The sequence below is a fragment of the Mediterraneibacter sp. NSJ-151 genome (assembly GCF_022487435.1).
GTDB classification, from domain to species: domain Bacteria; phylum Bacillota; class Clostridia; order Lachnospirales; family Lachnospiraceae; genus Schaedlerella; species Schaedlerella hominis.
Map to the genome: position 1 here is coordinate 72,147 of NZ_JAKVPP010000014.1, position 26,272 is coordinate 98,418.

A 26,272-nucleotide genomic window follows, 5' to 3' on the forward strand; every position below is an offset into this window, starting at 1 on the left:
ATTCCCCTTAAGAACGTCTTTATTTTTCTTCTTTTACTTCTACTGTCACTTCAGCTGTTACCTCAGGATGAAGCTTTACAGGCACTTTATGTGTACCAAGTGTTTTTAATGCATCCTTCAGCTGTACTTTCTTCTTATCGATCTCCAGTCCTAACTGCTTCTTTACCTCTGCTGCAATCTCTTTATTTGAGACAGAACCGAATACTTTTCCGCCCTCTCCAACTTTAATTGCAACTTCAACTTTACCTGCTTCCAACTGTTTTGCAAGCTCTTTTGCAGCTTCAAGATGCTCTTTTGCAACTTTTGCTTCATTATTCTTCTGAAGCTTAAGATCATTCATATTTTTTCCATTTGCCTCAAGACCAAGCTTCTTTGGCAAAATAAAATTTCTTGCATATCCATCGTTTACATTTACGATTTCACCTTTTTTTCCAAGGGATTTTACATCCTGTAATAAAATAACTTTCATGTTAAATATCTCCTTCTTCTATCATTTTATCAATCGTCTGTTTTAACGCCTTGATTGCTTCTTCCATATCGGTATGATCAAACTGAGCACCGGCAGCATTGATATGGCCGCCTCCACCAAGTTTTTCCGCAACAATCTGAACATTTACCTCATCAATAGAACGGGCACTCATATAAATCTTGCCCTCATAAATAGTCAAGACAAATGATGCCTTGATTCCACTAATATCCAACAGCTCATTTGCAGCCTGCGCAGCAAGAACAGTCGGGCTTTCAACATCACTCGGACACTCTGCAATTGCAAATTCCTTGCGATATACCTCTGCCATACGGACAGCCTCTGCCTTCGCTCTATATGAATCCATGTCATCTCTGAACATCTTACGGACTCTTGTAATGTCCGCACCGCATCTTCGCAAAAATGCAGCGGCTTCAAATGTTCTGACACCCGTTCTGTTCATAAAGTTTCTCGTGTCGATCATGATTCCTGCATACAGACAATCTGCCTCAACACTTGGAATCTTAATATCATCTACAATATACTGAAGTACTTCTGCTACCATCTCACAGGCAGATGACGCATACGACTCTACATAAGACAAAACTGCATTCTCAATTATATTACTGCTCTGTCTATGATGATCCAATACAGCAATTGTCTTCGACTTCTTAAGCAGCTCCGGACACTCTGTCATCTGTGGCTTATTTGTATCAACCACGACAATCATCGTATTATCATTGATATAATCCATTGCTCTCTCTGATGTTAGGAAAATATCATCCTCATATGCAGTACTGTCCACAATCTCATCATATAATGGACGAACAGAACTTGGCACACTGTTCATGACAATATGCGCTTTCTTCTTCAATTCCTTTGCAGCTCGATAAATTCCCATGCAAGCTCCAAGACAGTCTGCATCCGCAATCTTATGTCCCATAACAATAACCTGATCCTTGGCAACAATAAATTCACGCAACGCTTCTGCTTTGACACGCGCTTTCACACGTGTATTTTTTGAAGTCATCTCTTTCTTACCGCCAAAGTATGTGATGCCATTGCAATCTTTAATTACTGCCTGGTCTCCCCCTCTTGCAAGTGCAAGATCGATTGCTATACGGGCATAGTTATAACTCTGAGCATATGTTGCTGTATTTAATCCTAATCCAATACTTAATGTCGCTGAGCGGGCATTACCAATATTGACTTGTTTTACCTCTTCCAACAGCGAAAATTTATCTGCTTCGAATTTCTTATAGCTTTCTTTTCGGATTACAATGAAATACTTGTCCTTTTCCAGTTTCTTAACAATTCCATCTACATCTCCGATATACTTGTTAATCTTTCGGTCAATCAATGCGATTAATAAGGACTGTCGCACTTCCTCAACACTTTCCATGACTTCGTCAAAGTTATCAATATAAATGAGTCCTGCAATCATACGCTGGTCTTCATTCTCTTTGATATACTCATTCAATTCTGTAACATCTGTCATGTAAACTGCAATAAAATACTCCTGTTCTTTCGGAATCTGGAGCACTTCTTCTTTCTCACTGAATCCTTCCATCGACACCTTTCTAAGTGTCACTTGATAATCGCGTTCCTTGTACTGTACTTGTAATTCCACTTGTTCCATATTCTGCTTTGGAAATACACCGCGATTCAGCTTCGGAATCAGTTTGTTCATATACTTTTCCCACTTCTGATCTACAAACAGTTCTTCAAAACTATCATTCTTCCACAATATCCTTCCATCTGCCATCAATATTGCATACGGAATTGCAAGTTCTTTCAAAAGTGTATTTTGGATTCCCTTGTACTGTGTGGAAAATTGGATCATGTCCGCAAGAATTAATGAGCGATTGTAGAAATACAGCACGCCTACAATTACCATATAGATGATGACAAATACCGACATCATTAAGCCGGCTTTCCGGTCTACCTTATACATCCATATATTCATAGCGACCAGAAGAATTGTCATAATGACCGGCCACTGCATATACATTCGCAGCTGCCCTTTTAAACGCACATTTCTATTATCCATGAAACTTTCCCTTTCAGGCTATACTCGACTCTCCCCTTGAGTATGCACGTAAATATGTAATTATTCTGTATCCGTTCACGAATGAACAATCTTATTACCCCATTATTGAGTTCTAGTATATCACTTTTTACACATTTAATCCACTGGGATTTTTTCGCATCAGACTTCTCATAAAATATAAAAAAAGAGCTGCCACACAAAAGTATGACAACTCTATCATTTCAATTAGTCCTGAACGTATGGCATCAAAGAAATGTGTCTTGCTCTCTTGATTGCTACTGTAAGAGCTCTCTGATGTTTTGCACAGTTTCCTGTGATTCTTCTTGGAAGAATTTTTCCTCTTTCAGAAACATATTTCTTTAATTTTGCAACGTCTTTGTAATCGATTTCGTTATTTTCTTTACCACAGAATACGCAAACTTTTTTTCTTCTGCGTGCTGGGCCTCTTCTCTTGAAGCCGCCTTCTGGTTTGCTACCTTTTTCGTAAGCCATTTCGTTTACCTCCATAATTATTCATTTGGAAGTCAGACTTTAGTTAAACGGTAACTCCTCATCGATTCCATCTGGAATATTCATGAAGCCATCTCCGGCATCAACGCTTGGTGATGGTGCTGCCTGGCTAGGAGCTGACTGGTGGAACGCACCTCTGTTCGCTTCACTCTCTGCTCTGCTTTCAGCAAATTCCTGTTCTTCTACGATTACCTCAGTAGTGTAGACTCTTACGCCATCCTTATTTGTATAGCTTCCTGTCTGGATACGACCGGAAACGGAAACGCGCATTCCCTGACGGAAATATTTTTCTGCAAATTCACCTGAACGGCCGAACACAACACACGGAATAAAATCTGCGCTTGGCTCATTATCTCTTTTGAATCTGCGGTCTACTGCTAATGTATATCTGGCAACTGCTGTTGAGCTGTCACCCTGAGAATATCTAACTTCCGGGTCTCTGGTTAATCTTCCTACCAAAACTACCTTGTTCATATATACCTCTTTCTATTATGCATCCTGTCTAACGCATAAATATCTGAGAACGTGATCCATGATACGGATACGCTGTTCCAACTCTGCAGGAACAGTACTCTCAGCCTCGAAGTGGATGAAGTAGTAGAATCCTTCTTTCATCTTCTGAATTTCGTAAGCAAATCTTCTCTTACCCCATTCATCGACGTCTGTTACATTACCACCTACACGAGTGATCAGATCTTTCACTTTTTCAATGACTTCTGCTCTAGCGTCGTCTTCGATTTTAGCGCTGACAACAACAGCTAATTCATACTTGTTCATGTGTTTTTACCTCCTTTTGGTCTCTGGCCCTCGACTTTGCACGAGAGCAAGGAAATGTTTTCAACCGTTTATTTAAACGGCATGTCACAATTTGCTATTTTATCATAGTGTTCTATTTCTTTCAAGCCTTTTTTCGTATTTCTTTTGTATTTTTTTCAACCAATTTTCTAGACACCATGACCTGATGCCCACATCCTTCACATTTCAAACGAAAATCCGCTCCCACACGAAGAATCTCCCATTCATGACTTCCACATGGGTGTGGCTTCTTCATCCGGATAATGTCTCCTACCGCAAAACGATCTTCCATGCCTCTCCTCCTATTTCTCTTCTATTAATACACCCTGCAACAAAAATCTTTCATCCTCATTTACATTCGTACATGTAGACAAACTTACGATCTTGGATTGTACATTTACCTCTACATCCACAGCATAATTAGATGTACTCCTGCACAGTTCAATATATTTCATAAAATCCTCATCTGTCGCATAGGACAGTATATAATTGTCTGCTGTATCTTTGACCACACCTGCACTGAACACCTGATATGTTCTTGTTTTTCCATCTGGTGTGTAAATATAGAAATATGGATGTGCCTTGCAAAAGCTCTCATCCGCATATTCATTTAATCTCGAAAACATCTCCCCGCCATAATTCAAATGATGTCCGTAGATTAACGTATTTCTTCCTGAAAAATCTGATGCACAGTCTTTATCAACAAAGATTGCTCCCAATTTATTGTCATTTGCTGTAAATGTCTTTGTCAAATATTCATTGTTATCCTGGCTTTTTACTACCGGATAACTGATGATCGACGGCTCATCAAATCGAATCCACGCTACCGTATCTGGATTCATTTCTAATAATGTTGCAAAATCTACTTTGAATCCTGAAGCTGCTTCCCCTACTTGTTCTTCACCTGAAGTGTCCTGTTCTGTTGGAGTTTCATTTTCAATTACCAGTTTCTTTATTTCATCATAATCTTTTCCTCCTTGATAATAAGGAAGGATATTTTTGATCAACTGATAACCTGAAAATACAAAGACACACAATGCTATAATCAATATAATTTTGGAAATGATATTACCTGCCTTATTTTTCTTTTTTCTATTTGGTTTTCTATTTCTTTTACTCATGCATTTTATTTCCTTACAATTCCAGACAATAAATATTTTTTCAATAAATTCAACTTCGTTCTGGTATCTGTATACACAACTGTGTTGAAAATGGATGTAGAAACCTTTCCACTTTGATACCGGCGTTGAATACTCATCTGCTAGATATTCCTGCTCAAGCTCATCTATTATATCAAACGGAAAACATAATGTACAGCTATCCGATATTTCTTTCAACCTGACAAACTGCTACTATCTAAATCTTTGCATACTATATTTGAAATCTTCCAATCCTTTTAATCTTTTTACTCTACGAAGTTTAATACCACATACATTACATATCTGGTCAAGTCCGGCTTCCACAATTACATTTGACACCCTTATTTCCTTCGGTGCTCCAAATTGAAAAATGAAACCTATCAGAATTTCTGCCAACATTACAATCGCATCATCCTCCGGTTCAAGCATTTCAAATTTAATGATAGTTCCTGTATTTGCATCTCCTAATAACGACAATGCCGGATTTGCAGGGCGATCATATTTTTTATCCGTAACTGATGCTCCTAACACAGATACATCCGCCTCTAAAACAGCATTGCATTTCGGGGCTTTTCCCAGGTCTGAGAGCAAAACTTCATCTGTAATCAGTAGATTCCCAAATTGAAAAGCTGTAAAAGGAAGTGGCTCTTCACCAAAATTCCATATTTTCTTATCTTTTCCAAAAGAAAGCAGAAACATATTTCCCGATTCAAAATCAACCTGCATTTCTGTATCAACATAGTAACGCAAAGCTAGTTCCAAATCCTGTAAATACTCGCTCATACGCAATACTTCTTCCTCATCCATATTATATGGATAATATCCCGGCTCGAAAGACAGGAAATACAGCCACTGATTTTTTCCGCGATATGTATATCCTAATTCCTTAATAAGCTTTCTTTGCCTATTAGATAGTTCGTCACGATTACCCCAATAGCAGGTAAGATTTCTTTGGTTAAACATCGCATATCCAGGAGCCAGATTCATGCTCTCCTGCATGGTAAGCATGAGAAAACTATTTAATCCCTCGTATCCTTCATAGACGGCTATTCCATAACAATCACCGTCTCGCCCCAGTATACTGAAGAAAATCGTTTCCTCTTCAGTACCATATCTGATGCCAATTAAATCCATATCCCAGAACTTTTCCCATGGTTTCAGTTCCTTAATGCGTGTTCCTGCCTCATACAACGTTTTCCATTGTTCTATAGATGCCTCTTTTCTCATATGTCCCCTTAGCTTCTCTTGAATCCGTATTCTTTCTTCAAACGCTCAAATATTTCAAATACAACCGGGCAGATGGAAATAGTATCTAACATCCCCAACAAACTACACAACCTTTCCGGCTGGTCTGTATAAGGATATTTCTTACAACTATCCGGTTTACAATCCCCAAGTTTACAGTTTCCATCTTCCTGCAAAAAATCACACGGCTTATGTTTCGTATGATACCCGAGTCCCAATTCCTCTTTTTCCAAAAAGAAATCAATAAACTGTTCTACTGTAATCCCCAAATATTCCGCATCCTTTTCTAAATTCTCTTCAGGTATACTTCCCTTGTACATCTTGCAACAATTTCTGCACATACTACAATCGTAATCAGCGAATAGTTCTTTATGCAGTCGCAGAAACTGCTCATCTAATTCTTCCTCATCTGCATGTCCTTTCAAAAACCTACGAAATTTGAAATTTTCATCTTCTTTCTTCTTGGCTTCTACTCCAACTTTATCCGGGTGTAGCATATGATGCCTCCTATCCCGATTTATATCGTCGGTCTTTATTCTTTCCAATAACAGAAATTTTTCCCTCAGATATAAGTGGTTTCAAAATCTCTTTTGTTCGAGTCTCTTTCAGACCTAACAAATCACAAAAATCCTGCAAACGATACTCTTTATTCTCTTCCATATGATTTAAAATCTTTTCTTGCTGTTTATCTGTTTTTTACCCATTCTGACATAGCCCGGATTTGCCAAAATCAGCTTGTCCGGTTCTTTACGGATTACAACACCTCGTAAACCATGATAATCTGCATTAATAAGACAGTTTGCCAAGGCTTCATGTAGTGCCTTGTGCACTAGAGTATCGTCAATACGCTCACCACCAGACATTTTAAACGGTATCTTAACATCTTTATCGTCACCAACTTCATACATCTCTACGTCATCTTCCGACAGGAGATTAATATTCACTTTCTTAGAATTGTTGATGGTATCCCAGAATTCTTTTCGAATCTTAGACACATTCTGAAGACCGGTAGTTCTCCAACTGCCATCTTTATTTTCTTTGACACCAAGAATAATGACTCCACCATAGCAATTTGCAAAGGAAGAGTAGATATCCCACAAAGGAACTGGCAGACCACCTTCTGCTTTTTTCACTTCTCTTCTGTTGTCTTCTCTGTATTCATCAAATTTTGAAAGGTCAAAAGTATTATTCAAATTGCTCATCTCACTTTCTATTTTGCAAAATATAGATTCTTATTATTGACTGCTAAATTCCCAATTTTTCAAATAAAACTTTATTTCGTTTTTCGGCATCCACAATAAGTTTATCGTATGAAATAAGTTCTATATATGCGTGCTTCTTTTCATGATATTTATCCATCCCTAACTTATCCGGAGTTTCGATAAAATCCCTATCTTCTGCCACTTTTATCATTTTTGTAGCCAAATCACATACAGCATATAAATAAAACTGAGTATTACTACCACCCCTAATAAGTCTTCCATTTTTATCCGTCACTTTATTCGTACATATTTTATCTACATATCCTAATAGTTGTTGTATTTAAATCTCTATGATATTAAATCAAAGATTACTCGATGATTGTAGCAACACGTCCTGATCCTACAGTACATCCACCTTCACGATATCAGACCGGTGTATTGCGGTGTGCAAATGGTGATTTTTCGTATGATTTGTGAGGGAAAATCCGGATTTTCCATTGTGTCCGTGTAGTTTTTTGGGATTTTGTTATCATGGTGTTATCACACATTATTCAATTCTCAAATTTCGCAAATAATAATCCATCTTTATACAGGTTGTATGACTATTTATAACAGTTCGTTCATTAGGTACTCCATAAACCTCATAATTATCATCATATTTCAAGCAAAAAAAATACCCATGATTACATTTTTTATATTCGGCAACATTATGCCCTCTTTTTATCCTTTCAATTGCCTTTCCAATATTATTACTACCTTGATATTTGATTTTCAAAGTTGCTTTACCAATATAATATGATAATTTCCCCACAAAATTTTTATCATATGCCCAATCATCAACATTATCTACACTTAACTCAACTTGTTGTGCATTCTCGGCAAGATAATCCAATAAAATCTTCGCCTCTCCATTTAACAATTTCCTTGATGAAAATATTTTCATTTGAAGTTCATCTATTTCTTTTTGTTTCTTTTTTCTTCTATAATCAGCAGACCTTATTGTCTCTACTAATCCTTCAACTTCCTTTAGATATTCTCCATTATATGGCTCTTGTATCGTCTTCTTTTTCCAATGAGCCCGTAATACTTTCTTGTTATTTATTTGCCTAATAATTTCATCTTTATATTCTAACAATAACTCATTGTATTTCTTTTTTGCTGCTACAATGTCTATATCCCAACCATTTGTGCTTACAAAAACCTGCAATGGAATCTTTATAAATACTACATATACGCTTTCAATTCCATCTATTGTCAAAAGTTCCTGTGTTTCAGTTCTTATCCCATCGGCAATTCGTATTGCAGAATATTCATCTTGAAAAATTTCTTGAATATCCTCAAATCTACTAACTATAACCTTCATATCTTCTGCCTGAACAAGTGGTTCTAGTTTGTTATCATCAATTATCCCCTTTTCAACAACTTGATATCTAGTAATATCATCTAATATTTTTCCTTTAAAAGAATCCATATAGATATCTTTCATAATATCTTGCTGTTTCTCAACTCTTTCTAAATTGCTTAGGGCTTGCTCACCTTTTTTTAATAACGAGCAAATATCAGATGATATAGATATTAAATCTTTTACGTGCAAATCTGCGAGAGTAACATCCAATAACGGCCTAGTAATTCCTAAAATTTTCGCAATCTCATCCACTTGGTGAACGCCTATTGAAACAATCTGTAAAACTTTTTCCTCTACCAGATTTAGCTTTACAGTTTTTCTTTTTGTAATTTTTAGTGCATATTTATAAACTGGTAAATATACTTCATCATCAAACAAAAATTCATATCCATCATTTTGCCTAACAATGTTTGTTACCCATTTATGAATTAGATTCTCTTTCAAATAACTTTCCTCCATCGCATTGTATAATTTCACATTCTTCTCCTTCAGAGATATAATCTATTATTTCAACAAATTTATTATCCTGATCGTCAAAATTGTAAAAGAAATTTTTATCTCCACACACAATTAATAATTTTTTTGCTCTAGAAAAAGCTACATTAACTCGTTCCTTCTCCTTTTGAAATCCAATAGAATCTCTTGTTCTTACAGTGCTATAAATTATAATATCATTTTCTCTTCCCTGAAATGCATCTAAAGTATTAATATCAATTTTTGATGCTATTTTGTCAAGTCCTGTAGCTTTAATAGATTTTCGCAATAATTCTTTCTGACCGCTATACCCTGTAATAATCCCTATATCTAGCCCCTTCAATTCTCCAGTACTTTTTAAATCATCTAATATTTCTAAGATAATTCTTTTTTCTTCTTCATTTATATATGAACCACCTTTTGTTCCTTTCTGTGATTTTTTCTTATTTGCAGAAGTATCAAACCACACTATTGATTTTCCAACATACCTGCTCAATCCATGTCGTTTTTCATCGTCATTACATCCTGTATCAATAATTCCTCTGTAAAATACTTTGCTTATCAGATTTCCTATATTTTCAATCATTCTATACTGAGTGGTCAAAATTTGTTTATGTGTATCTGGCAACGAATTGTATAAAATATCAAATAATCTATAGTCTGGATTTTTAGTCAATTTAGCCAATGTTGGTGATACCTCTGCATCTGCATATGCCGGCAACTGATTTTGATCGCCTACTAATATAATCTTTTTTGCTTTAATAATCGATACCAGTAATTCTGGTGTTGTTGCTTTAGCAGCCTCATCAATAATTACATAATCAAATGACATATCTTTTATTACTTCATTAGACAAAAATCCAACACATGTTCCCGCAATAACCACTGCACTTCGGATCATTTGATAATCTAAACTGTTCTGATCTACTAATCTATTTATCCAATCTTCCTGTATTTTCTTAACTTCTTCCCATTTTTTCGCCTCGTTTTTATCGGTTATAGTATTCATCAAATCATTTTTTTGCTTTACATATTGCTGAACATTATTTTTTATTTCGGAAACCAATTGCTCTCTATGTGCAGCAATTGTGTATTTTGTCGCAATTTCTTCAGAAATATTCTTTTCCGCACCAATTCTTATTATCTCCAATGGATTATCAATAACTTTCCCCAATCCTTCTAAAATATTATCAACTGCCGTATGCGACTGCGAAACAATAAGTATTTTAGGACTGTCCGTCATCTTTATATCCCTTTTTATAATTTGCCCAACTATTTCCTTTATAACAGATGTCTTACCTGTCCCAGGCGGTCCTTGGATTAAACATATATTTTCCGTATTTAGAGCCTTCATCACAGCTTGTTTCTGTGATTGATTTAATACTTTTGAAATAAAACTAGGCTGTGAGATTGTCTTTATTTCCTCTGGTTCATCCAAACATAAGATAATGTCTTTTAAACTTCTAGCAGAATATTCATCTTTGTTCAAATCAAAAATTGCTCTAAATTGTCGTTTATAAGCCATAGTTTTCGCACGAAAATCTTCAAGAAGTGGTGTATTTTTATTCAATAATTGTCTTACTGTTGGTTTCAATCTCCCTTTTGTTAACGATAAGACAATTTTTACCGAATCATCATCACATACAACTTCTTCAAAATTTCCTACCTCTGTATAAATAACTCCTTTTGATCCTTGGCTTTCTACAACAAATCTAGTTGGTGGCATCAATTCATCAATTGATTTTTTCTCGCAATCAATCAGATTGAAAATCAGTTGACTACCATTAATCTCATATTTATCATATTTTATAATCGCAGATTTTCCTTTTTCTGTTTCAACAGCCTCTGTAAGACCAATTTCCCAACCACCAAACAAATTTTCAAACTTTTCTTCTTGCAATTGATATTGTTTATTATCATCTTGATGGTTTTTAAACATAACAACCAGTTGGTGATTGTCTTGTGGATCATACCCATTATCTCTGCTATTTAATACAAAGGACATTTGTCCAACAATTCTAAAGCTTCTTTTAATATTTATATTTCTTCTATCAGCAGTAATTTTTCCAACATATGTTACATACATTTTCTGCTCATTTTCATCATATCCACACTTCATAATCATTCTTTCACCAGTAATTACATACTGCTGATCTTTTACATCATAATAACCATAGGATTGTTTAAATTCATTTTTGAGAAATGAATTAGTAAACTGTACCATTGTCATACTTTCCTCAACAATAGAATTCCTTTTTAATTGAACCAGCTTTCTAGAATCAATTGCAATACTATAGCTACAACTTGATGTATTAAGATTTCCTATTAACTGCTCCAAAACCACAATTACATTTTCCAGTGACTCTGGTCTATTTTCAGGTTTTTCTTGAACTAATGATAATAGAATATCTTTTATCTCTTTTCTTCCAGTCCACTCCTCAATTCTACTATTAATATCACTTCCATTTTTTTGTGATAATAAAACTTCACTCATTATTATTCCTATTGAATAGTAATCACATTTTTCTGTGATATTTTTACCCAATATAAGTTCTGGTGCAGAATAACCTTCTGAATATAATGGCATAGTAGTTTCGGAATCCATAACTGTTTTTATTTTACTTGTTCCAAAATCAATTAACGTAACCTTATCTGCATATTTATCATAAATTATATTTGAAGGTTTCAAATCTCTATGAATCACATTATTCGAATGAGCGTTATTTACTGCTCTTAAAATCTGAAGACATATTTCATACTTTTTTAGTTGCGTATATTTATTCCAATTTATATGGTCTAAAGTTTCACCCGGAACATAATCCATAAGAATGCCACCATAGCATTCATTCTCCTTAAAAGGATATAACTCTGTACTGCTATCTCTTAACTTTACTATTCCTTCACAAACATTCAATGTTCGTAAGGCTTCAATCTCTCTTTTAAAAATTAGTTTTTGCAAACCATTTTCAATCTTCGGAAAACACTTAAGCACATACAACTTTTCTTTATTTTGCGGTTTTACTTTAAATACGATATTTCCCCATGAAGAAGATTTGTGTAATAGTTCCACCACTTCATAGTTCATAATAATTTTTTCATTCATTACCTTCTCCATCTTTCACCTCCGAGATATGCTTTTATTTCTGCATTTTTCTCACATATTCATAAATCCGTTTCAGCATTCCGTCTTTATCTTCTCCTAATTCTCCACGGATTCCATCTCCAAATCCCATATACGTATTGAACCCTAGCATATATACAGCCATTGCCATAGACAGCTCGTCGTTTTCATTACCATATAATGATGCCACTTTTCTCAATTCATCAATAACCGTATCGTGTGGTACTTCAACACCGCCTTCTTCATTTACAACAGAATTGATTACCTCCGGCAATGCCATACACATCTTATAAAATGCATCTTCTTCACCAGTGAGAATTGCATAAAACTGATCCATACTCACACGTCGAATCAATCTATGTTGTACATTTTTCCCATCAACTTTTGTTGACCATTTTATATTTTGTGACTTCTTAGCAATTGCTTCTACTAACAAGCAAGCACAATCATCATCTTCCAGAATCTGTCCCTGCATCTTTATATATGTTTTTGCAGAAGATGCAGAATTCATAGTATTGTGTTTGTTTTTCATTTCCACATATATTGTATGTACAATATCTCCATCTGGCATTTGTATTCCATCTGGATTTTTGTAAATAACATCCCACCCTGCCTGTGGGACTTCGCAACCTTTGAAATACGAAAATATATTCTGGTGAAAATATCCTATATCATTATTATTAGACTTATCTCTCTGTCGAAAAATTTCATTATTTACAATTTCTTCCCAGCTTGTACGATACACCGATTTATCAAAAATCAGCTTGATCGGATCAATCAGGTTACTATTGAACCGCTTCAAATCATACGATTCCAGTTTTTCTCCATATTTCATAATCGTTGCACGCACATGCTTCTTAAAATCTTCTTCTGATATGAAATCTAAATTCCACGCCATTTATTTTACCCCCTCTAATGATTTATGTATCTCTAACCCAATTTCATATGCTAAATTGACAGGAACAGCATTTCCAACCTGTTTATACTGAGATTGAACACTTCCACAAAATTGCCATTCATCTGGAAATGTTTGACATCTTGCATTCTCACGTACCGTAAACGGTCTTGCTTCCAATGGATGACATCTTTCTGTTTGCTTCTGAGACGGTGAAGTCAATACCGTCAATGACGGTTCATCCAGGCTCATTCTCCTAAGAATTCCTGTTCTTCCACCTTCCATATCCCAGCAACTTTTCATATACGCTTTTGCAATCTCCGGATCAATATCTCTCCAATATCCTCCAGGTGGAACTAATTCAAATATTTTCCTTTTATTTTCTCCGTATGGTACTCCTGGTCCTTCTGGGCAATCCAATAAAACATCTCTCAAAACAGGCTTATAATCATGTTCTTTTGGAAATGAGAATGAAACTTTTCCCACTAAATCATTTCTAATTCCAACAGTGATTAGTCTCTCTCTTTTCTGCGGTACACCAAAATCCCACGCATTTAAAACTTTTTTCTGAATGGTATATCCCGCCTGTTCAAAAATATTTGTTATCGTTGCATATGTTCTTCCCTTATCATGAGTCAACAATCCTCGTACATTTTCAAATAAAAACATCTTTGGCTGTAATTTCTGTAAAAAAGTTGCATAGTGGTAAAAAAGCGTTCCTCTTGCATCTTCAAGTCCTAATCTTTTTCCAGCATAAGAAAAAGCCTGACATGGTGCCCCTCCTGATAATAAATCCAGTTCTCCCTTTTTTATACCAAAATAATCTTCCAAATCTAAACAAGATATATTAGCTATATCATCATGAATAACTCTCCAGTTCTGCCTATTGGTTTTCAAAGATTCTGCAGCATCTTTATCAAACTCTATTAGTCCCAATGGTTCAAATCCAGCTTTTTCTATCCCTAAAGCCAAACCGCCAGCTCCAGCAAACAGTTCTATGGTTGTAAATGCATCACTATCGATTTGTAGTGGTTCTTCTTTTTGTATCTCTACAACATCCTCTATCTTGCAATTTAATGTAAAACATATTTTTTCTATTGATTCAAATGAAACTGGCTCATTCTTTCCTAATCGAGCTAATACATTAAAACTTATTCCTGACGCTTCCTTCAATTCTGTGCGGTTCATTTTTTTATCTATCAGTAATTTCCATAATTTGTCATAACAAATCGCCATTAAAATTCCTCCAAAATCAAAAATAGTACAACTCATATTTTATCATATCCCACAATTAGCAACAAGCCGTTTTCTCACCATATCGTTAGATTTCCTCTTGTATGTTTCTTAACCCGTTTGCTATTTCTCCTGTTTTTTGATAATATATCCTCATCAGTTCAGGCAGAAAGAAGGTACCTATATGTCGCGTGATTCCGCTACTATTTCAAACAATATGCGTAAGATTCACAGTAAAGATACTTCCATAGAACTATTGCTCCGAAAAGCTCTATGGCACAAAGGTTATCGCTATCGCAAAAATTATAAAGCTCTCCCTGGTTCTCCTGACATTGTTCTTACCAAATATAAAATTGCTATTTTTTGCGATAGTGAATTTTTTCACGGAAAGGATTGGGAAATTCTCAAGCTTCGTCTTGAAAAGGGTAAGAATTCAGACTTTTGGATCAAAAAAATTGAGCGAAATCGTAATCGTGATTATGAAAACGATAAAAAACTTCTATTTCTAGGCTATACTGTCCTTCACTTCTGGGGGCAAGACATTTCCAAACATACAGATGAATGTTTACAGGCCATTGAAGAAGCCATTTGGGATACAAAATTTTCTGATACAGCCACTGACTATGATATATCTGAAGAATAAATGCAACTTATGCAAATGACTGTCGGTATTAAGAAGCCAAAACGCTATATTTTGTTATCTTTCTATTATCACAAATGCCTTGCCGTTCCACCATTTAAAACCCAAGGTTCTCGTCCACCAGAATCACCTTGATTCTCTTCGCCGCTCTGGAATATCTCGTGATCAAAATCTGACAGCAAATGCAATCCGGTGATTTGCAATCATAGCACATTCCATTTTTAGAACATGGCGTATCAAGTCCGAATCTCTGTGCATTGATTGGTGCCGCCTCATTTCTAGCTCTGCCCATAGCATCTTCTTCAGATTTTACAACCTTATTCATACCTACGATCAAAAGTACATTTTTAGGGCCAAAAGCAAACGCTGCCACACGGTTTGCATTTCCATCTATATTAACCATCACGCCATTTTCTGCCAATGCATTTGTACTTCCTATAAAAAAGTCACAGTCCAGAGCTTTATGAGCAATTTCATTTTTCAGCTCCGGTGTCTGGGCTTCTTCCCTGTCATATACTTCATAATTTCCTTCATGTACAGCATCTAACAAGCCAATCTCCTTAGCTGAAACGGTTCCTCCCCAGCTGATTGAGCTTCCCTCTGGAATCAGCTCCAATGCTTTTTTTAATGCTTCTTCTTTTGTTTTCACGAAATATGCTTCCATATTACGGGATTCCAAATTTTTCACTACCCGGTTAGCTAATACTTCATTTCTCATTTCTCTTACATTCATCTTCGATTGCTCCTTCCTAGCTGATTGCCCCTTGCTTGTTTAATAATGTCTCTACTGCATCCATATCTTGCACAATTGCCTGCTGACGCTCATCAAACAGCAGCCCTTTATTATACCGATAATACTGGTCACAGCCATTTTCTTTAATAAACCACACCGCATAACTGTTGGCATTCAATTCCGTGATCAGTACAACCATTTCCTGACTCTCTCCAAATGCAGCCTCCATAAAATCAAAAATATGCGTCAGCATCTCTGAAGTCAATTCTATCAGATTTTCACGGTTCTGTACAAGCTCTCCGAACATTTCTTTTACTTGTTCAAATTGTTCTTCGCTATTATTTTCCAAAATATTATTCTGGCTTTGTTTTGCAAATTTTTCCAGTGCCGAAACCGCCTTTTTCATTACAATTTCTTCTGTATGGCTCAATAATTCTTTTCGTATCTGTTCCTGATAATCGCGTTCTGCCTGATGCCAGATATCTTCTGGGCGCATAGATTCCAGATTTTCTTTATAAATCAATAAATATTCGTATACTTTTGAAACATATGCATCCTCCAGGAAACTTTTCTGGAACATTTCACTTGCTTTACCATTTAACAGACTCACTACACTCAAATGCTCATCAAACGGAGCCGCCTTGATTTTCTGTAACGTTGCAGTATTCCATTTTCCTTCCAGAATATCTTCCACTCCATAATCTTTCCTATATTTATAGAAGAGTTCCAGGTAATTTGCAAAATCTTTTGCAATCATTTTATGCTGGATATACTGGGCAATGACATCCCTGTCTATTGTTTTTCCAAGCACTTCGTAAGTCTGTATAAGCTGTGACAAATCTTCCCAGCCTCTCGCCGTAGCAAATGCTTTGCCGTCTACTGTTGTCTCAATCCGGTAAAAATTCTGTTTACGCAGCTCCAGATATGATATCACTGCCGGATGAATACCCTGTTTATACGCATATTCTTTCCATACATCCAAATTTGCCTCTACATTAATTTTTTTAATTCGGTCTAATGTAACGATGTCAAATTCTCTAACTGACTTGTTGTACTCCGGTGGATTTCCTGCTGCCACAATAATCCAGCCTTGCGGAATTTTCTGATTTCCAAACGTTTTTCCTTGTAAAAATTGAAGCATTGTCGGTGCCAGTGTTTCTGACACACAGTTAATCTCATCAATAAACAGAATTCCTTCTTTGATTCCCGTCTGTTCGATTTTCTCATACACTGACGCAATAATCTCGCTCATCGTATATTCTGTTACCGAATAAGTCTGTCCGCCATATATTTTTTCTTTGATAAATGGTAATCCGACTGCACTTTGTCTTGTATGGTGCGTAATTGTATATGCAACCAAACCAATTTTACATTCCTTTGCAATTTGTTCCATAATCTGTGTTTTACCAATCCCAGGAGGTCCCATCAGAAGTACCGGTCTTTGACGGATAGCCGGAATCCGATATGCTCCAAACTCATCCTTCGTCAAATACGCCTCTATAGAATCTTTGATTTCCTGTTTCGCACGCTTTATATCCATTTTATGTTCCCTTCTATACTTCCTCTTACTTTATTTCTATCAAATCAGCCAATGTAACTGCCGATACGATAGAAATTTATCCTAATTCATCCTCACTTAATATTAGTTTGATTGCCCACACAGGAACATCTACATCTGTATAATCTTCCTGCATAAAAACAAATGCTGTTTTAAATGGCGGCATTCTATTTGGATAAATGCCGTACCCATCTGTAAAATATATCAATCCACGCAAGTCATGAAACTCCTTTTCCCTGACCAGCTGCTCCACATATTCAAATGCCGGACGAAAGTCTGTCCCTCCCTGACCATACAATTCCATATGTTCCATGTATTCTTTTAATTTCTCTTCGCTTGTAATCTTACAGTCAGAATGCACCTGCTCATCACACTGAATAATATGCACATTTATTTTCTTAAAAAAACTTTCATTTTCCTTCAGAACACTATAAGTCTCCTCCAGAAATTTTTGTACCAGTTCACCGGAGCACGACATGGAAGTATCTATAACAATCGCAAACTCTTCTATTTTCTTTACTTCTTTTGTTTCCTGCGGTTCTATCAAAGGCATGTTTCCATATAATGATAATCCATAACTATAAAAATTATAATCAAAAGAATCCGGGTCGATTCCCATTTCTTCCCTAAACACAGAAAACTTTCTAAGAAATGATTTGTAGTCATGCCGTTCTCTATTCTCTATTTTTATCTGTCCAATGAAATCACCATTTTCTTGTGATGCTTCTTTAGAAAATGTCTCCAAATCTGTTTCCATTTGTTCATTGATGTCCTGCCACTTCTGATTCAATATTGGATCTGGCTGTCGGTTTGGTTTCTGACTCTCCCAATATCGATGATCGTCCACATAAAATTCCTGTTCTAATTTCTCCCATTCCTTTTCTCCGAGATTCCAGCTTTGCAGAATCTTGAAAATACGTTCCGCATTCAGCACTTTTCCATTTGCTTCCTGCTCCAACCGCCTATATGTTTCACGCCGCAGCAAACTCTTAGACGCCCTCACCGATCTGTGATAATTGGCATCCACCAGATGTTCTACCGCAATATCACAGCTTAGCTCCCACACATTTCCATTTACAGGTTTTACGATATGACGAAAAATGCAATGATATACCATATGCAAATATCCCCGATTAACCTGAATTCGATTTCTTCGGTACATTCCACCCAATAATTGCGGATGATAAAAGATACTTCTTCCGTCCGTTCCAAATGGTGCAACCTCCGTATTCATCTGATAATCAAAACTGCTTAAAGCCACATCCAAAAAACGCATACCGAAATATAATTCTGCACGGGATGCATTCAAAATTTGTGTCCCGATTCGCTCTAATTGTTCAGCAAGTTCACCGGTCGCATCCAGTGTTCCTAATCCTTGATTGTCCATCTGCATCCCCTCCTCTTTTATAATTCAAACGTTTTCTTCTTCCGCTCCGGATACAAGCTCTGTTTTTCGTTCATAAGAAAGCTTAATGTTTCTCCCCTCTTTTTTTCAGAGGCTTCCATAATAGCTATGTCCAACATCTCCCGGCTCCAAAGATTTTGTTTACTCAAAAATTGCAATCGTTCAATCGCATCTTGCTCCACTAAAATCTCTGACCACTTTGCAAAATGTTCCAACATATAATCTTTATACTCATCTTTGTTTTTATCTGTCAAATCATACGGATATTCTAACCTGTTAAACACCATATCGACCAATACTTCTTGTTTATCCTGTGCTTTTGCCAAAACAAACAACTCATCATATTTTCGATAATCCATTTCCTTATTATAGAAACACTGTCGATAATTATTGCCCGTTCCATGATGTTGTGTAAACAAAATTCTTGCCGGTGTATTTTCCACCGCTTCCTCATAATGTTCCGGGAATACTAATCTTGCCTCTTTCCCTGCTTCTTCATATATAAAAGTAACATCTATCCGCTGCCACAAATCTCCAAGAATCTCTTTTACACAAGATTTCTCCCCCCGCTTCATATGCACTTTCAATCCACTCAATTTGCCACATCCGGTAAATGCTCCACTGCCTATACTCATTAATGTATTGGAAAATTCCAGATATCGCAATTCCTTACAGCCATAAAAGATATAATTACCGATTTCTTCAACAGTCTCTGGAAAGATAACTTTCTCCACATCTACTCCCGCAAGCAATTTATTATTTTCTTCCAGCAGAAGACCGTCTTCACTTTCATATGTAAGCACATCCGCATCTTCCTGTGATTTTCTCGCCGAAAATGTGTATGCAGCTACTTTTTTTACCGGATATCCGTCAATTTGTGCCGGAAGCGTTACGCAGGAATCCACTCCATAGCAACGGACAATTTCTATATAATCTTTTTGAATTCGATACTCTATTTTCATACTTTTACACCCTCGAAATTTTTCACTTTTCTTATTATAGCATAAAATTTTTTTCTTTTTCTGCACTTTTATCTGTACGATTTTATTTTGCGTTGACAAATAAATATCCTCGCGTTACAATTCGGTTGGTATATGGAAAAAAATTACTGTTCACATGGCATTTTATAAACAGTAATTAAAAGAATTTTCTTTTGAATTCTTATAGGTAACATAAGCAAATTTCAGGAGGATTCATATGAATATAAGTAAGCTAAAACACTTTACTTTACTGACTGTCAGCACACTCATTATGGCAGTTGGAACTTATTTTTTCAAATTTACAAACAATTTTACTTTTGGTGGTATCACCGGTCTTGCCGTACTGGTTGCCAAAACCGGGAAAATATCCGCCAGTGATTTTTCATTTATCATGAATATGCTGTTGCTGTTACTTGGATTTTTTGTACTGGGTAAAAAATTTGCAGCAAAAACTGCCTACTGCAGTATTCTGCTTTCTGTTGCACTTTCTGTCTTAGAACGTGTCTGTCCAATGACCCATCCTCTGACAGACCAGACGATGTTAGAACTTTGCTTTGCAATCGCACTCCCTGCACTTGGCTCTGCCATTCTTTTTAATATCGGCTCATCAAGTGGCGGGACGGATATCATTGCTATGATTATTAAAAAATACAGCAGTTTCGATATCGGAAAAGCATTGCTCGTATCCGACATTCTGATCACAATTGCCGGATGCTTTGTATTTGACATCAAAACCGGACTGTACTCCTTCCTCGGACTTGCCGTTCGTTCTTTCATGATCGACAACTTTATTGAAAGCTTTAATCTTTCGAAATATTTTAATGTTGTATGCGATGATCCACAACCTATTTGTGATTTCATTGTAAATGAGCTAAACCGCAGCGCAACTGTTGTAGATGCCCAGGGTGCATTTACCGGAAATGAAAAATATATTATCTTCACTGCACTCAACCGCCCTCAGGCAATTAAACTTCGTAACTATATCAAGGAGAATCAGTCAACAGCATTTATCTTGATATCGAATACAAGTGAGATTATCGGTAAGGGATTTCATAGTGTGTAAAGTAAAAAGAGAACCAGCCCGACTCAACTTAAATTTTGAGTCGGACTGGTTCTCTTTTAAGATAGGCGTTCTCTCTGCCTGCTCAAAAGGCAGCATACCTTCCTCCGTATAGAACTTCAAAGTACTGTAGCGTACTGCCGTAAGCCGCACAAGTTCTCCGATTGTCACATATTCCGCCTGTTCTATTACTTCCATACTTCTCTGTCTTGACATCTGCTCACCTTTTCCACTATTCACATACTTGTTATGTCAATACCCTTTTCTTACTACCAGTATGCCGGTACCAGATTAACTCCCTGAATCGGTACTTTATACGCCGTTTTTGTCATCGGGAATATACGATAATATATATTTCCTATTTTCAGCAATGTCTCACTGCCTATTCTTATTTCTTCTACTGTAAATCCTTTTTTACTCAGATATTCTACTGCCGCAGCCCTTCTGTCTGCTACATTTGTCCCCCAAATAACCATATCTATAAATACAGATTTCCTTCTGTCAAGATAAGGGAACGCAAGATTTACACCTTCTAAATATGGATTCTTGAACAACTTACTCTTTGTCTTTATAAAACGATTCATAACTCCTTCGAAAATACTGTGGAACTCTGCTTCCCATAGTGTACGATACTGCTCATCCTGCGTGGCAGCCTCTGTCATACGCTCTTCTACACGACTCTGCTCTGATACAGAAAACAAATCATGAATACAACCACTCTCACGAAGAAGCCATAATAAGACTGCATATTCCAAACTAATTGGACCATCCTCTAAAATCTCTGCACGAAGGCCTTCTTTTATTCTAACATAACTTATCTCATCACTAAGATATGCCTTCAGTTCAACACCTGATGTATCATAATCCATATCACATCCCAGAAGATCCGGAACTTCCTTTAAAAGTTCTTCTGCTTTCAGAGCATTTACCACTTCTTGCTCAATCTGAGATGTTTCTTTTTTCTTCAAAGTCTTTGCTATCTGCACTGCTTTCTGTAATGCTGCAGAAAATTCTGAAAATGAATTTATATCTCTCCCCAACTCTGTTTCCAACACCTGTGCCGCAGCAACCGCACGCAGCACCGCATTTTTTGCCACGCTTGGATGAAGGCTCTCCTGTCCGTTTAACGCAAGTAACGCATATTGCTGAGATAATATAAGCTCTTTCATAACATTCTTCCTCTCTTTCAATTTATCTGCGAAATCTATATTCCACTTACTACTTAGAATATATAATATAATATATTAATTTTCAAATTGTTACTGTTCACTCAAAGTTTCCATTTTTTAAGATTCCCCTTGCAATTTCATACATATAGATGCATAATATCACTAGACAACAATTTTATATTGTCACTGGGGAGCTGGCGAAAGCCGGCTGAGAGGAAACGTAATTCCGTTTCGACCCACTTAAACCTGATTTGGATAATGCCAACGGAGGGAATGTATACCATGTAATTGATTGAGATGCCCTCGCATCTCATTTCTTTTATTTCGGACAGCTGGTAGGATCTTCACTTCAGGTGAGGATCCTTTTTTCATCTCAATTTTTTCAAAATGACAAACGCATTTCCGAAGAAAAAGAAAAGGAGACTCAGATTATGAATGAAACAAATAAAACAAAAAAATTAGCACTTGCCGGAGTTCTTACTGCTCTTGCAGTTGTAGGAAGTTTTTTGAGCGTTCCCGTTGCCGGAAGTAAATGTGCTCCGGTTCAGCATATGGTCAATATTCTTGCAGCTGTTACACTTGGCCCTGGTTGGGGAGTTGGCATTGCTTTCTGTGCAAGCCTGCTTCGTAATATACTTGGTCTTGGAAGCCTTATGGCATTCCCTGGAAGTATGGTCGGTGCATTGTGCTGTGGACTGGTTTACAAAAAATGTAAAGTCTTAAGCCTGACTTGTCTTGCTGAAGCTATCGGTACTGGTATTCTTGGTGGTATCGCAGCTTATCCGGTTGCCCGTTTCCTTATGGGTGCTGCACCTGCAGGACTGTTCGTTTATGTAATACCATTCCTTATTTCTACTGTGGCTGGAAGTATTCTTGCATTTATCCTGATTTCAATCCTTCAGAAAAGTGGAGTGATGTCACAGCTCACTACAGCATAATTTTTTTGTTTGACCCAAAAGCGATACATTGGGGACACCACCTTGTACCGCTATAAAAAAGCAAATCGCTTTATGATTTTGTATATCATCAGATTGCTCTGATGTAGGCGTTAGCAAAAATATTTCATATCCATAGAGAAATATTTTTTCTTATTTCTTCTATGCTCATTCACTGGACGTGTTGGTTTTTCGATGAACGGTCTGTATCACTACAGACTTTCATCTTTCATGTACGCTGTCCGTATTTTGCTGACGTCATAAATATAATTTATTTTTTTATTAAAATGATTGGAGGCAAAATAACATGAGAAACTACACAACCCAGATGGATGCAGCCCGCAAAGGAATTGTCACTCCTGAAATCAAACTTGTTGCTGAAAAAGAACATATGGATGTTGATAAACTTATGACACTTGTTGCTGAGGGTAAGGTTGCCATTTGTGCAAATAAAAACCATACTTGCTTAAGTGCTGAGGGTGTCGGAAGTATGCTCCGCACAAAAATCAATGTCAATCTTGGTGTATCACGTGACTGTAAAGATTATGATGTAGAAATGCAAAAAGTAATGAGCGCGGTAAATTTAGGTGCCGAAGCAATCATGGATCTTTCAAGCCATGGAAATACTCAGCCTTTCCGCCGCAAACTGACAAGCGAATGTCCTGTTATGATTGGAACTGTTCCTGTTTATGACAGTGTTATCCACTATCAGCGTGACCTTGCAACACTTACAGCTCATGATTTTATCGATGTTATCCGTATGCATGCAGAAGATGGTGTTGATTTCGTCACACTTCACTGTGGAATTACAAGAAAAACAATCGAGCAGATTAAAAAACATAAAAGAAAAATGAATATCGTAAGCCGTGGCGGAAGCCTTGTATTTGCATGGATGAGTATGACAGGTAAGGAGAACCCATTCTATGAATACTATGATGAAATTCTTGATATCTGCGAAGAATATGATGTAACAATTTCTCTTGGCGACGCCTGCCGTCCTGGATGTCTTGCAGATGCAACAGATGTATGCCAGATTGAAGAACTTGTTCGTTTGGGAGAACTTACAAAACGTGCCTGGGATCACAATGTACAGGTTATGGTAGAAGGTCCTGGACATGTGCCGCTTGATCAGGTTGCAGCCAATATGAAAGTACAGCAGAGCATCTGTATGGGAGCTCCTTTCTATGTACTTGGACCTCTTGTAACAGACATTGCTCCTGGTTATGACCATATCACAGCTGCCATCGGTGGTGCCGTAGCTGCTATGAGTGGTGCTGCATTCCTCTGCTATGTAACTCCTGCTGAGCACCTTGCTCTTCCAAATGTAGAAGATACAAAACAGGGAATCATTGCTTCTAAGATTGCAGCTCATGCAGCCGATATTGCAAAAGGAATTCCAGGTGCACGTGATATTGATGACAAGATGGCCGATGCCCGTCGCGTTCTCGACTGGGATGCTCAGTACGCATGTGCTTTAGATCCTGAAACTGCCAAAGCGATCCGCGACAGCAGAAAACCGGAAGATGATCACAGTGACACTTGCAGCATGTGTGGAAAATTCTGCGCTGTCAGAAGTATGAACAAAGCACTTGCCGGAGAATATATTGATATACTGTAAAACCAAACATGTCGTAAATAAGTAGCCTGTTGGCTACTTATTTACGACATAGTTTTTATTTCTGGAAATTTACTTTACCACATTGTACGCAAAACATCACCCTTTAAATATAGATTTCCCCTTGCTTCTTCTTTTACAGACTTTAGCTTCTGTTGATTTACCATATAAGATATATTTTGCCGAGAACACTCTAATAAATTACAGCTTTCTGTTGTATCAAGAATATTTTTTTGTACAAACTTCAAACACTGGAGCAAAAATGAATTTACTACAAAAATATATCTTCGTGCCACTTGACATTTTTAAGCAGATTCAGCACAATGAAAACAGAACAATAAAGATAGAAACAAGGCTGGAAGCATGGCTTGCGTTTCTGTGCATGGATGAACCGGAAGCAATCATTGAGATTATTGAACGATATCCGGATTTCAGGGAAATGTACACACAAGTCTATGAGATTTGCCGGAATGTCGAAGAGGTGATGAATATGTTTTCGAAAGAGTTGATAGAATTAGACCGGAATACAACGAAGTTGATGATTGACGAAATGCAGAAAGATATAGAACAGAAAGAAAAAGAACTTAAGAAAAAGGATGAAGAAATCCAAAAATTAAAAGAAGAATTACAGAAACAAAAGTAATATACTACTGTATAAAAGGGCGCTGTCACATAGCACCCTAAAAACAGCCCATTTTGTACATAACAAAACAAAATGAGCTGTTTTTCTATATTATCAATTTATGATATTTTAAAAGATTCTTATTGTGGCTGTTTGCCGATATAAGCAAGGATTCCGCCATCTACATACAAGATATGTCCGTTTACGAAGTCAGATGCATCAGATGCCAGGAATACTGCCGGTCCCTGAAGGTCTTCCGGTGTTCCCCAACGAGCAGCCGGTGTTTTAGCAACGATGAACTGGTCAAATGGATGTCTGCTTCCGTCTGCCTGTCTCTCACGCAGTGGTGCTGTCTGTGGTGTTGCAATATATCCAGGTCCGATACCATTACACTGAATATTGTACTCACCATACTCAGAACAGATATTTCTTGTAAGCATTTTCAATCCACCCTTTGCTGCTGCATAAGCAGATACAGTCTCACGTCCAAGCTCACTCATCATAGAACAGATGTTGATAATTTTTCCGTGTCCTTTTTCTTTCATTCCCGGAATAACTGCTTTAGAAACGATGAATGGAGCATTCAAATCTACATCGATTACTTTTCTGAACTCATCAGCTTCCATTTCAAGCATTGGTTTTCTCATGATGATACCTGCATTATTTACAAGAATATCGATGATTCCAACTTCTTCATTGATTTTAGCAACCATTGCCTGAACCTGTGCTTCATCTGTTACATCACATACATATCCGTGTGCATCTACACCGATTTCTTTGTATGCAGCAATTCCTTTATCTACTTTTTCCTGACTAAGATCATTAAAGCAGATTGTTGCTCCTGCTTCTGCATAAGCAGATGCGATTCCAAATCCGATTCCATAAGATGCTCCTGTTACGAGTGCAATTTTACCTTCCAGTGAAAAATTAACCATGTTAAATTCCTCTCTTTCTTCTTATTTATAATTGGGTTTATATGTTAAGGATTATTATTTGTATATTAAATGCGTGAGCTTTTAA

General features: G+C 36.7%; 28 protein-coding genes and 1 riboswitch. Of the genes, 5 read left to right on the plus strand and 23 right to left on the minus strand.

Annotation, left to right across the window (positions count from 1 at the left end):
- Positions 1-19 precede the first annotated feature (19 nt).
- The 16 genes from rplI to dcm all read right to left on the minus strand — a co-directional run bounded on the left by rplI (position 20) and on the right by dcm (position 14,538).
- Positions 20-469: a 50S ribosomal protein L9 gene (gene rplI / locus LQE94_RS13185; protein ID WP_022074685.1), complete on the minus strand. Its 450-nt coding sequence runs from the start codon at positions 467-469 to the stop codon at positions 20-22.
- A 1-nt stretch (position 470) separates the two neighbouring features.
- Complete coding sequence (locus LQE94_RS13190; protein WP_240577907.1) at positions 471-2,516, minus strand: DHH family phosphoesterase; 2,046 nt, start codon at positions 2,514-2,516, stop codon at positions 471-473.
- A 225-nt stretch (positions 2,517-2,741) separates the two neighbouring features.
- Positions 2,742-3,008 (minus strand): 30S ribosomal protein S18, encoded by a 267-nt coding sequence (gene rpsR / locus LQE94_RS13195; RefSeq protein ID WP_022074687.1) that lies wholly within the window; start codon positions 3,006-3,008, stop codon positions 2,742-2,744.
- 39 nt (positions 3,009-3,047) lie between these two features.
- Positions 3,048-3,500, minus strand: coding sequence for a single-stranded DNA-binding protein (locus LQE94_RS13200; protein ID WP_022074688.1), 453 nt, complete (start codon positions 3,498-3,500; stop codon positions 3,048-3,050).
- 15 nt (positions 3,501-3,515) lie between these two features.
- The gene (rpsF, locus tag LQE94_RS13205) at positions 3,516-3,803 is read right to left on the minus strand and encodes a 30S ribosomal protein S6 (protein ID WP_022074689.1); all 288 of its coding nucleotides are present in this window, start codon (positions 3,801-3,803) and stop codon (positions 3,516-3,518) included.
- A 121-nt stretch (positions 3,804-3,924) separates the two neighbouring features.
- A complete protein-coding gene (locus LQE94_RS13210; protein ID WP_022074690.1) occupies positions 3,925-4,113 on the minus strand; it encodes a DUF951 domain-containing protein in 189 nt (62 codons plus the stop codon).
- Between the two features lie 10 nt (positions 4,114-4,123).
- Entirely contained in the window at positions 4,124-4,942 is an 819-nt protein-coding gene (gene srtB, locus LQE94_RS13215) for a class B sortase (RefSeq protein ID WP_118737977.1), read from the minus strand.
- Between the two features lie 231 nt (positions 4,943-5,173).
- Positions 5,174-6,187 (minus strand): DUF7309 domain-containing protein, encoded by a 1,014-nt coding sequence (locus LQE94_RS13220; RefSeq protein WP_118737957.1) that lies wholly within the window; start codon positions 6,185-6,187, stop codon positions 5,174-5,176.
- Positions 6,188-6,195: 8 nt separating this feature from the next.
- The gene (locus LQE94_RS13225; protein ID WP_118737958.1) at positions 6,196-6,702 is read right to left on the minus strand and encodes a YkgJ family cysteine cluster protein; all 507 of its coding nucleotides are present in this window, start codon (positions 6,700-6,702) and stop codon (positions 6,196-6,198) included.
- 10 nt (positions 6,703-6,712) lie between these two features.
- On the minus strand, positions 6,713-6,865 hold the full coding sequence (locus LQE94_RS13230; RefSeq protein ID WP_240577908.1) for a hypothetical protein: 153 nt from the start codon (positions 6,863-6,865) through the stop codon (positions 6,713-6,715).
- A gap of 5 nt (positions 6,866-6,870) precedes the next feature.
- Positions 6,871-7,407, minus strand: coding sequence for an AlbA family DNA-binding domain-containing protein (locus tag LQE94_RS13235; RefSeq protein WP_240577909.1), 537 nt, complete (start codon positions 7,405-7,407; stop codon positions 6,871-6,873).
- A 43-nt stretch (positions 7,408-7,450) separates the two neighbouring features.
- Entirely contained in the window at positions 7,451-7,702 is a 252-nt protein-coding gene (locus tag LQE94_RS13240) for a hypothetical protein (protein WP_118737959.1), read from the minus strand.
- A gap of 252 nt (positions 7,703-7,954) precedes the next feature.
- The gene (locus LQE94_RS13245; protein WP_240577910.1) at positions 7,955-9,289 is read right to left on the minus strand and encodes a hypothetical protein; all 1,335 of its coding nucleotides are present in this window, start codon (positions 9,287-9,289) and stop codon (positions 7,955-7,957) included.
- On the minus strand, positions 9,234-12,401 hold the full coding sequence (locus LQE94_RS13250; protein ID WP_118737960.1) for an AAA domain-containing protein: 3,168 nt from the start codon (positions 12,399-12,401) through the stop codon (positions 9,234-9,236). The genes LQE94_RS13245 and LQE94_RS13250 overlap by 56 nt, the downstream gene beginning before the upstream one ends.
- Before the next feature lie 22 nt (positions 12,402-12,423).
- Positions 12,424-13,305 (minus strand): Eco47II family restriction endonuclease, encoded by an 882-nt coding sequence (locus tag LQE94_RS13255; protein ID WP_118737961.1) that lies wholly within the window; start codon positions 13,303-13,305, stop codon positions 12,424-12,426.
- Positions 13,306-14,538, minus strand: coding sequence for a DNA (cytosine-5-)-methyltransferase (gene dcm / locus LQE94_RS13260; RefSeq protein ID WP_240577911.1), 1,233 nt, complete (start codon positions 14,536-14,538; stop codon positions 13,306-13,308).
- 181 nt (positions 14,539-14,719) lie between these two features.
- Between dcm and LQE94_RS13265 the strand changes: the two genes are divergently transcribed.
- Positions 14,720-15,178 carry a very short patch repair endonuclease gene (locus LQE94_RS13265; protein WP_118737962.1) on the plus strand — a complete coding sequence of 153 codons (459 nt, stop codon included), beginning with the start codon at positions 14,720-14,722 and terminating at the stop codon, positions 15,176-15,178.
- 94 nt (positions 15,179-15,272) lie between these two features.
- Here the strand turns inward: LQE94_RS13265 and LQE94_RS13270 are convergent, their stop codons facing one another.
- From LQE94_RS13270 to LQE94_RS13285, 4 genes are all read right to left on the minus strand, one after another.
- Positions 15,273-15,908 (minus strand): lactate utilization protein, encoded by a 636-nt coding sequence (locus LQE94_RS13270; protein ID WP_118737963.1) that lies wholly within the window; start codon positions 15,906-15,908, stop codon positions 15,273-15,275.
- 16 nt (positions 15,909-15,924) lie between these two features.
- Positions 15,925-17,448 (minus strand): ATP-binding protein, encoded by a 1,524-nt coding sequence (locus tag LQE94_RS13275; RefSeq protein WP_118737964.1) that lies wholly within the window; start codon positions 17,446-17,448, stop codon positions 15,925-15,927.
- Positions 17,449-17,524: 76 nt separating this feature from the next.
- Complete coding sequence (locus tag LQE94_RS13280) at positions 17,525-18,853, minus strand: vWA domain-containing protein (protein WP_330638954.1); 1,329 nt, start codon at positions 18,851-18,853, stop codon at positions 17,525-17,527.
- Between the two features lie 17 nt (positions 18,854-18,870).
- Positions 18,871-19,833, minus strand: a complete 963-nt coding sequence (locus tag LQE94_RS13285; RefSeq protein ID WP_118737978.1) for a leucine-rich repeat domain-containing protein — start codon at positions 19,831-19,833, stop codon at positions 18,871-18,873.
- A 235-nt stretch (positions 19,834-20,068) separates the two neighbouring features.
- Here LQE94_RS13285 and LQE94_RS13290 point away from each other — a divergent pair, with 235 nt between their 5' ends.
- Positions 20,069-20,914, plus strand: a complete 846-nt coding sequence (locus tag LQE94_RS13290; RefSeq protein ID WP_118737966.1) for a YitT family protein — start codon at positions 20,069-20,071, stop codon at positions 20,912-20,914.
- Here the strand turns inward: LQE94_RS13290 and LQE94_RS16550 are convergent.
- On the minus strand, positions 20,849-21,127 hold the full coding sequence (locus tag LQE94_RS16550; RefSeq protein ID WP_442920073.1) for a MerR family transcriptional regulator: 279 nt from the start codon (positions 21,125-21,127) through the stop codon (positions 20,849-20,851). The two genes, LQE94_RS13290 and LQE94_RS16550, sit on opposite strands and share 66 nt — an antisense overlap.
- Before the next feature lie 53 nt (positions 21,128-21,180).
- Positions 21,181-22,080 (minus strand): hypothetical protein, encoded by a 900-nt coding sequence (locus tag LQE94_RS13300; protein ID WP_118737967.1) that lies wholly within the window; start codon positions 22,078-22,080, stop codon positions 21,181-21,183.
- A gap of 177 nt (positions 22,081-22,257) precedes the next feature.
- Positions 22,258-22,370, plus strand: a riboswitch (TPP riboswitch).
- A gap of 141 nt (positions 22,371-22,511) precedes the next feature.
- On the opposite strand from LQE94_RS13300, the gene thiW reads away from it, so the two are divergent.
- The 3 genes from thiW (at position 22,512) to LQE94_RS13315 (ending at position 25,273) form a co-directional block, all read left to right on the plus strand.
- Positions 22,512-23,018 (plus strand): energy coupling factor transporter S component ThiW, encoded by a 507-nt coding sequence (gene thiW, locus LQE94_RS13305; RefSeq protein WP_118724943.1) that lies wholly within the window; start codon positions 22,512-22,514, stop codon positions 23,016-23,018.
- 304 nt (positions 23,019-23,322) lie between these two features.
- Positions 23,323-24,633, plus strand: a complete 1,311-nt coding sequence (thiC, locus tag LQE94_RS13310; RefSeq protein ID WP_118737968.1) for a phosphomethylpyrimidine synthase ThiC — start codon at positions 23,323-23,325, stop codon at positions 24,631-24,633.
- 259 nt (positions 24,634-24,892) lie between these two features.
- Entirely contained in the window at positions 24,893-25,273 is a 381-nt protein-coding gene (locus LQE94_RS13315; RefSeq protein ID WP_118737969.1) for a hypothetical protein, read from the plus strand.
- Between the two features lie 119 nt (positions 25,274-25,392).
- Here LQE94_RS13315 and LQE94_RS13320 read toward each other — a convergent pair whose 3' ends face one another.
- A complete protein-coding gene (locus tag LQE94_RS13320; RefSeq protein WP_022074702.1) occupies positions 25,393-26,187 on the minus strand; it encodes a gluconate 5-dehydrogenase in 795 nt (264 codons plus the stop codon).
- Between the last annotated feature and the right edge of the window lie 85 nt (positions 26,188-26,272).